This window comes from Caulobacter sp. 73W, from assembly GCF_041021955.1.
Taxonomy (GTDB): domain Bacteria; phylum Pseudomonadota; class Alphaproteobacteria; order Caulobacterales; family Caulobacteraceae; genus Caulobacter.
The window spans coordinates 3,444,410-3,456,070 of sequence record NZ_CP158375.1 but is presented as its reverse complement, the minus strand read 5'-3'; the positions used below and the strand labels follow the sequence as shown (position 1 = coordinate 3,456,070).

General features: G+C 68.2%; 10 protein-coding genes. 4 read left to right on the top strand and 6 right to left on the bottom strand.

The features are described from left to right. The first annotated feature begins 127 nt into the window (after nt 1-127). Entirely contained in the window at nt 128-967 is an 840-nt protein-coding gene (locus ABOZ73_RS16465; protein ID WP_369059202.1) for a PhzF family phenazine biosynthesis protein, read from the top strand. Here the strand turns inward: ABOZ73_RS16465 and ABOZ73_RS16460 are convergent. The 3 genes from ABOZ73_RS16460 to ABOZ73_RS16450 form a co-directional block, all read right to left on the bottom strand. After that, on the bottom strand, nt 964-1,866 hold the full coding sequence (locus tag ABOZ73_RS16460; protein WP_369059201.1) for a sterol desaturase family protein: 903 nt from the start codon (nt 1,864-1,866) through the stop codon (nt 964-966). The two genes, ABOZ73_RS16465 and ABOZ73_RS16460, sit on opposite strands and share 4 nt — an antisense overlap. Beyond that, entirely contained in the window at nt 1,863-2,186 is a 324-nt protein-coding gene (locus tag ABOZ73_RS16455) for a hypothetical protein (RefSeq protein ID WP_369059200.1), read from the bottom strand. The genes ABOZ73_RS16460 and ABOZ73_RS16455 overlap by 4 nt, the downstream gene beginning before the upstream one ends. A gap of 111 nt (nt 2,187-2,297) precedes the next feature. After that, nucleotides 2,298-2,825, bottom strand: coding sequence for a porin family protein (locus ABOZ73_RS16450; RefSeq protein WP_369059199.1), 528 nt, complete (start codon nt 2,823-2,825; stop codon nt 2,298-2,300). 235 nt (nt 2,826-3,060) lie between these two features. Here ABOZ73_RS16450 and ABOZ73_RS16445 point away from each other — a divergent pair, with 235 nt between their 5' ends. Next, entirely contained in the window at nt 3,061-4,182 is a 1,122-nt protein-coding gene (locus ABOZ73_RS16445) for a beta-ketoacyl-ACP synthase III (RefSeq protein ID WP_369059198.1), read from the top strand. Between the two features lie 3 nt (nt 4,183-4,185). On the opposite strand, the gene ABOZ73_RS16440 is transcribed toward ABOZ73_RS16445, so the two are convergent. Then, nucleotides 4,186-5,376, bottom strand: coding sequence for a M48 family metalloprotease (locus ABOZ73_RS16440; RefSeq protein WP_369059197.1), 1,191 nt, complete (start codon nt 5,374-5,376; stop codon nt 4,186-4,188). Nucleotides 5,377-5,489: 113 nt separating this feature from the next. On the opposite strand from ABOZ73_RS16440, the gene ABOZ73_RS16435 reads away from it, so the two are divergent. Together ABOZ73_RS16435 and ABOZ73_RS16430 are read left to right on the top strand one after the other, a co-directional pair. Further along, the gene (locus ABOZ73_RS16435; RefSeq protein ID WP_369059196.1) at nt 5,490-7,160 is read left to right on the top strand and encodes an amidohydrolase; all 1,671 of its coding nucleotides are present in this window, start codon (nt 5,490-5,492) and stop codon (nt 7,158-7,160) included. Continuing rightward, nucleotides 7,157-8,356, top strand: a complete 1,200-nt coding sequence (locus tag ABOZ73_RS16430; RefSeq protein WP_369059195.1) for a hypothetical protein — start codon at nt 7,157-7,159, stop codon at nt 8,354-8,356. Before ABOZ73_RS16435 ends, ABOZ73_RS16430 begins: the two co-directional genes overlap by 4 nt. A gap of 125 nt (nt 8,357-8,481) precedes the next feature. Here ABOZ73_RS16430 and ABOZ73_RS16425 read toward each other — a convergent pair whose 3' ends face one another. Both ABOZ73_RS16425 and ppdK read right to left on the bottom strand, forming a co-directional pair. After that, nucleotides 8,482-8,937 (bottom strand): GNAT family N-acetyltransferase, encoded by a 456-nt coding sequence (locus tag ABOZ73_RS16425; RefSeq protein WP_369059194.1) that lies wholly within the window; start codon nt 8,935-8,937, stop codon nt 8,482-8,484. Between the two features lie 37 nt (nt 8,938-8,974). Continuing rightward, nucleotides 8,975-11,656 (bottom strand): pyruvate, phosphate dikinase, encoded by a 2,682-nt coding sequence (gene ppdK / locus ABOZ73_RS16420; RefSeq protein WP_369059193.1) that lies wholly within the window; start codon nt 11,654-11,656, stop codon nt 8,975-8,977. Between the last annotated feature and the right edge of the window lie 5 nt (nt 11,657-11,661).

The window sequence follows — 11,661 nt, the reverse complement described above, 5'->3', positions numbered from 1 at the left end:
CTCCTCCGCAAGTGGGGCAGGAGAAGAAGCCGCCGTCAGCTTCTCTAAGACAATCGTCACCGCATCTGGCTTCAAGTCGGACCGTAACACTGGTAGGCGAAGCGCCCTGTCAGTCTGGAGTCCTCCCATGAACGTCGCCCATGTCGCCGCCTTTTCCGATGGTGACGCCGGAGGCAATCCGGCTGGGGTCGTCCTGTGCGATGCGCTGCCGTCCGCCGAGGCGATGCAGCGGGTGGCGGCGGAGGTCGGGTATTCCGAGACCGTCTTCTCCGCCCGCGAAGGCGACGGCTGGCGCACGCGCTATTTCGCGCCGGAGATGGAGGTGCCGTTCTGCGGCCACGCCACCATCGCCCTGGGCGCGGTCCTGGCCCTGAAGCATGGCGACGGCGTCCATACGCTGCGTCTCAACAACTCGACGATCTCGGTGGAAGGCCGCCGCGACGGCGAGGCCCTGACGGCCGCGCTCCAGTCGCCGCCGACTCACAGCGCCCCGGCCAGCGCGGAACAGGTCGAGGCGGGCCTGGCCCTGTTCGGCTACAGCGCCGACGACCTCGATCCCCGCCTGCCGCCGGCGCGGATCAACGGCGGCGCGTCCCATCTGGTGCTCGCGCTAAACAGCCGCGCCGCCCTCTCGGCCATGCGCTATGACCTGACAGCGGGCCAGGCGTTGATGCGCGCGAACGAGTGGGTGACCATCAGCCTGGTCCACGCAGAGACCGAGCGCCTGTTCCATGCGCGCAATCCGTTCGCGGCGGGCGGCGTCTATGAGGATCCCGCCACGGGCGCCGCAGCGGCGGCCCTGGCCGGCTATCTGCGCGACCTGGGCTGGCCGCACGGCGGGTCGATCGAGATCGTCCAGGGCGAGGACATGGGCGCCCGGTCCCGCTTGACCGCCGCCATCACCCCAGAGAAGGGCGCCAGCATCCGCGTGTCCGGCGCCGCGCGGCTGATGCGGCCGCTGGACTAGCCGTCCCGCCCCGTCCGCGCCCGCCACTTGGCCTTCAGGGTGGCGGAAGTGTCGCGGGAGCCGTCGGGGCTCCAGCCCGGGGGGCCGAACAGGTAGCCCGCGACCTCGCGCGGAGAGCGAGCCTTCAGCAGGTCCTTGCCGATGCCGATCCACTCATGGAAGGCGACGTGCAGCAGGTTGAACCCGCCCAGGTTCCGCACCAGGCCGTAGCGCGGCGGCTCCTCGTCGCTCTCGGGGATGAATGTGCCGAACATGCGGTCCCAGATGATCAGGACGCCGGCGTAGTTGGCGTCGAGATAGCGGGCGTTGCGGGCGTGGTGGACCCGGTGATGCGAGGGCGTGTTGAACACCGCCTCGAACCAGCGCGGCATGCGCTTGATCACCTCGGTATGGATCCAGAACTGGTAGACGAGGCTGAGGCCCTTCTGGATCGCCACCATGGCCGGCGGGAAGCCGAGGAAGCTCAGCGGCAGCCACAGGGCCCAGGTCCCCGCCACGCCGCCGGTCCAGGTCTGCCGCAGGGCCGTGGTCAGGTTGTAGTGCTGCGAGGAGTGGTGGTTGACGTGGCTGGCCCACCAGAACCGCCGCTCGTGCGCCAGGCGGTGGAACCAGTAGTAGGTCAGGTCTTCCAGGAAGAAGAGCGCCACCCAGGCCCAGATCGCCGTCATCGGGATGGTGAAGAGGCGGTGCTGATATACCCACAGGCTGGCGCCGAACATCACGCCGGCCGTCAGAAGCCCGGCCAGGGTGCTGCCGAACCCCATCAGCAGGGAGGTGGCGGCGTCCTTCGGCTCATAGACCGCCTTGCCCTTGCCCAGGCGGCCGAGAATGATCTCCAGCACCACGGCCAGGACGAAGAACGGCACCGCCAGGGTGACGGGATCGAAGCCCGGCTTCATGCGCGAACGCCCTTGGGCGGCCAGGGCGCGGCGCCGACGAACTCGTCGCGCCAGGCCACGAGGCGGGCCACATAGCTGTCGCCCAACCGAAACAGCACCAGGGCCCTATCACCGGCCCGCGCGACGGCGCCGCGGCCATTGTCGGCGATCCAGACCTGTTCGGGATTGATGTCGGGGAAGTCGTCGGCCAGCAGCGCCCGGGCGGCGGCTTCGTCCAGCGGCGGCGTGGGCCGCGGGATCCTCGCCCACCAGGCGAGGCCGACCATGAAGACCACGGCCAGGACCGAGCCGAGATACTGTATCAGCAGCGCCTTATCCAAAGCGACGCTTCCTCCCCATTTGAAAGGGAGCGTCCGCCAAGGTGACGCCGGCGTCAAGAATGAGAACGGCCGCCCCTCCTCCACAAGGAGGAAGGGCGGCCCTGTCAGGCTCTAGAACTTGCGGACGTACGACACAGAGGTCACATCGACGTTGCCGCCGTCGTTCTTGAAGTCGTGACGGGTGTAGTCGACGCGCACGCCGTTCTTCTCGTCGAAGAAGTACTGGGCGCCGGCGCCGTAGTTCCAGGAGTCGCCGTCGGCCTCGCTTTCGATGCCGGCCACGGAGCTCTTGATCTGGGTGTTGCCGTAACCGACCCGCGCGAATAGGTCGAGGTTCGGCCTAACGGGCACATAGCCCACCGCGTAGCCGGCGATCTGGTGGTCCAGGTCACGCTTCACGCGCACGCCGCCCACATAGCCATGGTCCTTGTCGATGCCGGTGGCGGCTTCGCCTTCGACGCCGAAGTACTGGCCGAAGCGCGCGCCGATACGGCCCTGCACGGAGCCGAGGTCCGCGCCATCGACACCCGACCTGGCGACGCCGGCCGTACCGTAGACGGTGGTCTCGCCCAGCATCTGGGCGGAAGCCGCGGCGGGAACGATGGCGACGGCGACAGCAGCGGCGCTAGCCGCGATCATGAGAGACTTCATTTTTATTGTACTCACTCTACTCGAACAGCACCCAGTCCGTCCCTCGCGGGACGCCCCTGGTTCGCAGCCAAACGCGACCTGCCAAGGGCGGTTGCCGCCTTAATTGGGGCGTCGCGGCCACATCCAGGCCACATCGCGACGGGTGACGGCGCTATCGGGCGTGCTATTGATCGAGGCATAAAACCAATGTGAGCCGCGCTCGCGCGGCGTCGGGAAGTCTTTCGTGCATCAAGCCGTCATCGCCGCGACCGGGCTGTTCACCCCGCCGCACAGCGTCTCGAACACCGAACTAGTCGACGCCTTCAACACCTTCGTCGAGCGCTTCAACAGCGCCAACGCCGCCGCCATCGAGGCCGGCGAGGTGCAGGCCCTGAGCCCCTCCTCTCCCGAGTTCATCGAGAAGGCGTCGGGCATCAAGTCGCGGTTCGTCATGAACAAGACCGGCGTCATCGACCCCGAGGTCATGCGCCCGGTCATCCCCGAGCGCCCGAACGAGGAAATCTCGGTCCTGGCCGAGATCGCCGTCGCGGCGGCCAAGGACGCCATCGCCGCCTGGGGCAAGCCGGTCAGCGAGATCGGCGCGGTGCTGTGCGCCGCCTCCAACATGCAGCGCGCCTATCCGGCCATGGCCATCGAGGTGCAGCAGGCCCTGGGCATCGACGGCTTCGCCTTCGACATGAACGTGGCCTGCTCGTCCGCCACCTTCGGCATCAAGACGGCGGCCGATTTCATCGCCACCGGCTCGGCCAAGGCGGTACTGATGGTGAACCCGGAGATCTGTTCGGCCCACCTGAACTTCAAGGACCGCGACAGCCACTTCATCTTCGGCGACGTGGCCACGGCGGCGATCGTGGAACGGGCCGAGGACGTCCCCGCGGGCAAGGGCTGGGATATCCTCGGGACGCGGTTGAAGACGCAGTTCTCCAACAACATCCGCAACAACTTCGGTTTCCTCAACAACACCGCGCCCGAGGGCATCGGGGCTAAGGACAAGCTGTTCGTGCAGGAGGGCCGCAAGGTGTTCCGCGAGGTGGTGCCCATGGTCAGCGAGATGATCGTCGAGCACGCCAACGACATCGGCGTCGATCCGCACGCCCTGAAGCGCATGTGGCTGCACCAGGCCAACATCAACATGAACGAGATGATCGGGCGCAAGGTGCTGGGCCGCGATCCGGCGCCGGGCGAGAACGTCATCATCCTGGACGAGTACGCCAACACCTCGTCCGCCGGCTCGATCATCGCCTTCCACCTGCACCACGACGGGTTCGAGGCCGGCGACGAAGGCCTGATCTGCAGCTTCGGGGCCGGCTACTCGGCCGGGACCGTGTTCGTCCGGAAGCGGTAAGCCCTAAGGGCGGGGCGGCTCACCCAGGTGGGCCGCCTTCCAGTCCATGGCCATGCGCACGCGCGAGCCGACCGAGGGGTGGTCGTAGAAGATGAACTCCTCCACCGCGCCCGGCGTCGCCGCCCGATACTCGATCGTCTTGACCAGGGCGCGCGCCAGGCCGTCCGGCTCGTTGAAGTTCTCCAGGGAATAGCGATCGGCGTCCGTCTCGGCGTAGCGGACCATGGTGTTCACGGCCGGCGTCGCCAGCACGCCCAGCACCGTCACCAAGATCATCAGGATCGGCAGGCCCGCCGGATCGGCGATCCCCGTCACGCCCCAGCCGCCCAGCAGGCGCGTGGCGACCGGGAACAGGGCCTGGACGATGAAGCCCATGATCATGGTTCCGAAGCCGAAGAAGGCGATCAGCTCGAACAGGTGGCCGCGCTTGTAGTGGCCCATCTCATGACCCACGACGCCGCGCACCTCGGCCAGGTCGGCGTCCTTCTTGAACATCACGTCGCTCATGGCCACGCGGGACGTGCCCATGAAGCCGGAGACGTTGGCGGTGTAGCGGTTGGACTGCTTGGAGCCGTTGTAGACCAGGATCTTGTCGGTCGGGACGCCGACCTGAAGGCCCATGGCGACCACCATGTCGCGCACCGGCCCGGGCGGGGCCGGGTCGTACTTGTTGAAGATCGGCTCGATGACGACCGGCTGCAGGAACAGCATGAACAGGGCGAAGACCCCGACCACCAGGCCGGTGAGCACAGGCCACAGGCGCGGCGCGCGGCGGATCAGGAAGTAGATCAGCATGATCAGCAGGCCGGTCACCACCACGCCCATGACCCCGCCGATCAGGTGCTCGGTCAGCCAGCCGGCGATGGGCTGACTGGTCAGGCCGTACTGCGTCTCGCGCCACCAGCCGGAATAGGCCGCCCACGGCAGTTCGATCGCCCAGCTGACGGCGAAGAAGGCCGCCGCCGCCAGGAAGGCCGAGGTCCACGGCCGGGGCCGGCGGCGCTGCACCGAGGCGGCCGCGCGGCGCGCCACGCCCAGACGCAGGATGATCCAGGCCGCGGCGATCGACACCAGCGCGCCCCACAGGATCAGCCAGTGGCCACCCTGGGTGTAGGCCTGCGCCTTCTCATGGGCGGCCGGGGGCAGTTGGGCCAGATAGGCGGCCGTCGCGGCGACCGGATCAAAGCTCGACATGGTGACGCGGACTCCAAGCTTGGCCTTGAGTTGGACATGATCCGGGCCGGTTGTCACCGCCCTTCCCCCGGCTATGGTGACGCCGCAAGATTCAGAAAAATGCGGGGCTGGAGATGAAGCTGAAGGCGATGTTCCTGGCGGGGGCCGCGCTGCTCGCCGCAACCACGGCGGCCAAGGCCGACACATGGGTGATGAACGCCAACGGCTACGCCCTGGGCAAGGACGGCAAGGCGGTCCCCTTCCGCACCCTGCGCATCGGCAAGGACGGCAAGATCGCCTGGGTGACCCAGGCCGTTCCCCGCATCGCCTGGGGACCGGACGACGTGATGGTGGACGCCGGCGGCAAGACGGTGATCCCCGGCCTGATCGACGCCCACGGCCACGTCATGGGCCTGGGTTTCCAGGCCCTGGCGCTCGATCTGACGGGCACGAAGTCACTGGACGAGGCGCTGCGGCGGCTGAAGGCCTACGCCGCCGCCAATCCGGACAAGCCGTGGATTATCGGGCGCGGCTGGAACCAGGAAATCTGGAAGCTCGGCCGCTTCCCCACCGCCGCCGAGCTGGACGCGGTGGTCAGCGACCGCCCGGTCTGGCTGGAGCGGGTGGACGGCCACGCCGGCTGGGCCAACAGCAAAACGCTCCAGATCGCGGGCGTGACCGCCGCCAGCAAGGACCCCACCGGCGGCCGCATCGAGCGCAAGGCCGACGGCGCGCCGGCGGGCGTGCTGGTCGATGCGGCGCAGGAGATGGTCGCCGCCAAGGTCCCCGCCCCCACCGCCGCTGACGCGGAAGCCGCCTTGTCCGCCGCCCTGAAGATCATGGCCGAGGTCGGCCTGACCGGCGTGGGCGACGCGGGCGCCGATCCCAAGACCTGGGCGCTCTATGACCGGTTCGGCAAGGAAGGCCGACTGACCGCCCGCATCTACGCCATGGCCGGCGGCATGGAGTCCCTGGAGGCGATCTCGCCCAAGGGGCCCATCGACTGGACCCATGGCGACCGCCTGGCCCTGAAATCGGTGAAGCTCTATTCGGACGGGGCGCTCGGCTCGCGCGGGGCCTTCCTGAAGGCGCCCTACAGCGACGATCCGCACAATATCGGCCTGCAGTTCCTGCCGCAGGACAAGCTGAACGCCATGGTCCGCAGCGCGGCCTCGCGCGGTTATCAGGTCAATGTCCACGCCATCGGCGACGGCGCCAACGCCGAGGTGCTGGATGCGTTCGAGAGCGTGAAGGCCTCGACGCCCAAGGGCCTGCGCCACCGCGTCGAGCACGCCCAGGTCGTCGATCCCGTCGACCTGCCCCGCTTCGCCAAGCTGGAGGTGATCGCCTCCATGCAGCCGACCCACGCCACCTCCGACAAGAACATGGCCGAGGATCGACTGGGCAAGGCGCGGATGAAGGGCGCCTATGCCTGGCGCAGCGTGCTGGACAGCGGCGCCAGGTTCGCCGGCGGGTCCGATTTCCCGGTGGAGGCGCCGAACCCGTTCTTCGGCATTCATGCCGCCGTCACCCGCCAGGACCACAACGACCAGCCCCTGGGCGGCTGGTATCCGGGCGAGGCCCTGACCCTGGACGAGGCCCTGGCCGCCTTCACCACCGGCGCGGCCTATGCCGAGTTCGGCGAGGGCAAGTTCGGCAGCCTGGCGCAGGGCGAATGGGCCGACTTCCTGATCCTCGATCAGGACCCGTACAAGATCCCGCCCAAGGACCTGTGGAAGATCAAGGTCCAGGAGACCTGGGTGGGCGGCAAGCGCGTCTACCAGCGTGAAGGCGCCGCCCAATGATCCGCCTGGCCGCAATCGCCTCCATGGTCGTCTGCATCGCCGCGCCGGCCATGGCCGCGCCGCAGGAGATCAACGCCTATACCCGCTACGAACTGCTGGCCCCGGGATCGGGCAAGTTCCGCATCATCTATGACGTGACCGCCGCCCGGCCGGGCGCGACGGCCTATTTCAACCCCATCCGCAAAGGCAGCATCGCCACCGACGAGAGCGTGGTCGACATGGCCACCGGCAAGCCGCTGGAATTCAAGGTGGTGGACGGCGCGACCGCCCGCGCCACCGGCCTGCCGGAAGCCAGCCTCGACAGCGACTACATCCGTGTCACCCTGGCCCGCCCGGTGCCGGCCGACGGCGGCCAGGGCCGGGTGCGCATCGACAAGACCTATGAGGACGCCAAGTCCTACTTCCAGGACGGCCAGGACATCGTCTTCGACCGTCCGCTGGGCGTGAAGCGCAACGCCGTGGTCCTGCCGGCCGGCTACGTGCTGGTGACGTCCAACTACCCGTCCCAGGTGGCGCAGGAGGCGGACGGCCGCCTGCGGATCAGCTTTATCAACAACACCCCGGCCCAGGCCCCTGTGAAGCTGCGCGCCCGTCCGGGCAAGCTGACGCCGACAGCGAACAGCGCGGCGGCCAAGGTATCGGAACGCGCCCGCCAGACGCGGGACATCGTCTATTTTCTGAACGCCCCGGAGACCCACAGCTTCGCGCTCCATCACGACTATACCGAGGACCGGCCCGGCGTCGGCCAGTACGTCAATGTCGTGCGCAAGGGCAGCACCGCCTCCAAGCCCTCGGCGCGCAACATGGACACCGGCGAAGCGCTCACGGCCCGGCAGTTGAAGGGCGCCGCCATCACCGCCGCTGGGATCAAGGACCCCGGCCTGGGTGAGGTCACCGCCGAGACCGAGGTCGTCCTGTTCAGCTTCCCGGCGGTGAAGGCCGGCGAATCCGTGCGTCTGCGCCTGGCCGAGACCTATACCGATCCCGGCCGCTACAAGCTGGTCGGCGACGAGCTGGTCTTCGACCGCGCCCTGGGCCGTCCAGCCAACGCCGTGGTCCTGCCCGCCGGATGGACCCTGACCAATTCCGCCGCCCCCGTGGTGGTCAGCGAAACGGAAGACGGCCGCACGCGGCTGGACTTCATCAACCCGGCCTTGGGGGATCTGCCGGTTCTGGTGACGGCGAAGCGGAAGTAGATTTGCGTGCTTCGAGACGCGGCCCACGGCCGCTCCTCAGCATGACGAGCGTGGTTTGCTGAGTTCGTCATCTTGAGGAGCCCGCGTCAGCGGGCGTCTCGAAGGACGCACAGGGCCACCAGCTTCTACGACGAAATAGGGACGGATTGCGACATGCTGATCGCCGGCCCAAAGAGGGTCGGCGTATCGCTGATGAACTCAAAGCCGAGGCGCTCGTAAAACCCGCGCGCCTCGAGGCTGGCGACCACATGCAAGGTCGCGACTCGCATGGCGGCGGCGCGATGCAGGGCATCCTGCGTCAGCGCCCGCCCGACACCCCTGCCCCAAGCGTCCGGCCGCGTGAACAGACCGTCCAGTTCCGCCTGCCCGTCCTCGCGCGGCAGCACCACGCAGAAGCCCAGCAAGCCGGACTCGTCCTCGGCCAACACCACCTGTCCGGCCTCGATCTGCTCCATCGGCAGGTGAACGGCCTCGGGGTTGTCGAGGAGCGCCTGGCGATAGGCGTCGTCCGCCAGGGAGGCGGTCATCTGCAGGGCCTCGAGCGCTTCGCGCTCTTCCGGTCTGGCGGGACGCAGGTTCATGTGAAAAGGGCCCGCCTTTCGGCGAGCCCAATCCTCTCTACTTCGACAGCGCGGCCTGCGCCGCCGCCAGTCGGGCGATCGGCACCCGGAAGGGGGAGCAGGACACGTAGTCCAGGCCCACCTGCTCGCAGAAGGTGATCGAAGCGGGGTCGCCGCCGTGTTCGCCGCAGATGCCCAGCTTCACGTCCGGACGCTGCGCCCGGCCGCGTTCGGCGGCCAGACGGATCAGGTCGCCCACGCCTTCCTGGTCGAGGGACACGAACGGGTCCTTCTCGAAGATGCCCTTGTCGATATAGGCGTTCAGGAACTTGCCGGCGTCGTCGCGGCTGATGCCGAACGTCGTCTGGGTCAGGTCGTTGGTGCCGAAGCTGAAGAACTCGGCGTTCTGCGCCAGGTCGCCGGCCCGCAGGGCGGCGCGGGGCAGTTCGACCATGGTGCCGACCATGTACTCCAGCTCGACGCCCTGCTCGGCGATCACTTCCTTGGCGACCCGATCGGTCAGCTCGCGCAGGAACTTCATCTCTTCGCCCTTGGCGACCAGCGGGTGCATGATCTCGGGCACCGGAGCGGCCTTGCCGGACTTGGCGATCTCGCAGGCGGCCTCAATGATGGCGCGGACCTGCATCTCGTAGATCTCGGGGTACGAGACGCCCAGGCGGCAGCCGCGGTGGCCGAGCATGGGGTTGGTCTCGTGCAGCTCCTTGGCGCGACGCATCAGCTTGGCGGCGTCCAGGCCGGTGGCGGTGGCCACGGCTTCGACATCGCCCTCGGTGTGCGGCAGGAACTCGTGCAGCGGCGGATCGAGCAGGCGCACCGTCACCGGCAGGCCTTCCATGATCGTGAACAGCTGGACGAAGTCGCCCTTCTGCATCGGCATGATCTTGGCCAGGGCCGTGCGGCGCCCGCGCTCGTCGTCGGCCAGGATCATCTCGCGCACGGCGGCGATGCGGTCCTCGTCGAAGAACATGTGTTCGGTGCGGCAAAGGCCGATGCCTTCGGCGCCGAACTGGCGGGCGGTCTTGGCGTCCAGCGGCGTCTCGGCGTTGGCGCGCACCTTCAGGCGGCGGGCCTTGTCGGCCCAGGCCATCAGGGTGGCGAAGTCGCCGGTCAGCTCGGGCTCGATCATCTTCACTGCGCCCGCCAAGACTTCGCCCTTGGAGCCATCGACGGTGATGATGTCGCCCGCGCGGAATTCACGGCCGCGAACACGGAACAGGCCCTGCTGTTCGAAGATCGCGATCTCGCCGGCGCCGGAGACGCAGGGACGGCCCATGCCGCGCGCCACGACGGCGGCGTGGCTGGTCATGCCGCCGCGGGCGGTGATGATGCCCTTGGCCGCGTGCATGCCGTGGATGTCTTCGGGGCTGGTCTCGTCACGAACCAGGATGACCGCCTCGCCCAGGTGGCCCAGGCGTTCGGCTTCGTCCGAGTCGAACACGATCTTGCCGGTGGCCGCGCCAGGCGACGCCGGCAGGCCGGCGGCCGCCACGTCGCGGTGGGCGGTCGGGTCGATGGTCGGGTGCAGCAACTGGTCCAGGGACGCCGGCTCGATGCGCAGGATGGCTTCGTCCTGGCTGATGACACCCTCGGCGGCCAGGTCCACGGCGATCTTCAGCGCGGCCTTGGCGGTGCGTTTGCCGTTGCGCGTCTGGAGCATGTAGAGCGTGCCCTGCTCCACCGTGAACTCGATGTCCTGCATGTCGCGGTAGTGGCGTTCCAGCGTCTCGACCACGGTCTTGAACTGGCCGAACACCTCCGGCATCGCCTCTTCCATCGAGGGAGAGACGTCGCCCATTTCCTCACGGGCGACCTTGGTCAGGGACTGCGGCGTGCGGATGCCGGCCACCACGTCCTCGCCCTGGGCGTTGATCAGGAACTCGCCGTACAGGCGCGCCTCGCCGGTGGACGGGTTGCGGGTGAAGGCGACGCCCGTGGCGGACGTCTGGCCCATGTTGCCGAACACCATCGACTGGATGTTGACCGCCGTACCCCAGCTTTCCGGGATGTCGTGCATGCGGCGATAGAACTTGGCCCGGTCGTTCATCCAGCTGGCGAACACGGCGCCGACGGCGCCCCACAGCTGGGCTTGCGGGTCCTGCGGGAACGGCTGGCCGTGCTCGCGGGCGACGACGGCCTTGTAGTCCTTGACCACGGCGCGCCAATTCTCGGCGGTCAGGTCGGTGTCGACGGTGACGCCCAGACGGTCCTTGTGGTCGTCCAGGATCTCCTCGAACGAGTGGTGGTCGAGGCCGAGCACCACGTTGGAGAACATCTGGATGAAGCGGCGGTAGCTGTCATAGGCGAAGCGCTCGTCGCCCGACAGCGCGGCCAGGCCGGCCACGGTCTCGTCGTTGAGGCCCAGGTTCAGGACGGTGTCCATCATGCCCGGCATGGAGGCGCGGGCGCCCGAGCGCACCGACACCAGCAGCGGGTTGGCCGGATCGCCGAAGGTCTTGCCCGTCAGCTTTTCGACGGTCGCCAGGCCGGCGGCCACCTGTTCGGCCAGCTCGGCCGGGTACTGGCGTCCATTGCTGTAATAGTGGACGCACGCCTCGGTCGTGACGGTGAAGCCCGGCGGGACCGGCAGGCCCAAGGAAGACATCTCGGCCAGGTTGGCGCCTTTGCCCCCCAGCAGATTCTTCATCGAGGCGTCGCCGTCAGCGCCGCCTCCACCAAAGGAATAGACCCAGCGCGTCTTGGTCATCGTCTCGACCGGCATATTGA

Coding starts and splice junctions, on each gene's coding strand:
- ABOZ73_RS16465 (WP_369059202.1), top strand. CDS start 128: ATGAACGTCGCCCATGTCGCCGCCTTTTCCGATGGTGACGCCGGAGGC.
- ABOZ73_RS16460 (WP_369059201.1), bottom strand. CDS start 1,866: ATGAAGCCGGGCTTCGATCCCGTCACCCTGGCGGTGCCGTTCTTCGTC.
- ABOZ73_RS16450 (WP_369059199.1), bottom strand. CDS start 2,825: ATGATCGCGGCTAGCGCCGCTGCTGTCGCCGTCGCCATCGTTCCCGCC.
- ABOZ73_RS16440 (WP_369059197.1), bottom strand. CDS start 5,376: ATGTCGAGCTTTGATCCGGTCGCCGCGACGGCCGCCTATCTGGCCCAA.
- ABOZ73_RS16435 (WP_369059196.1), top strand. CDS start 5,490: ATGAAGCTGAAGGCGATGTTCCTGGCGGGGGCCGCGCTGCTCGCCGCA.
- ABOZ73_RS16430 (WP_369059195.1), top strand. CDS start 7,157: ATGATCCGCCTGGCCGCAATCGCCTCCATGGTCGTCTGCATCGCCGCG.
- ABOZ73_RS16425 (WP_369059194.1), bottom strand. CDS start 8,937: ATGAACCTGCGTCCCGCCAGACCGGAAGAGCGCGAAGCGCTCGAGGCC.
- ppdK (WP_369059193.1), bottom strand. CDS start 11,656: ATGCCGGTCGAGACGATGACCAAGACGCGCTGGGTCTATTCCTTTGGT.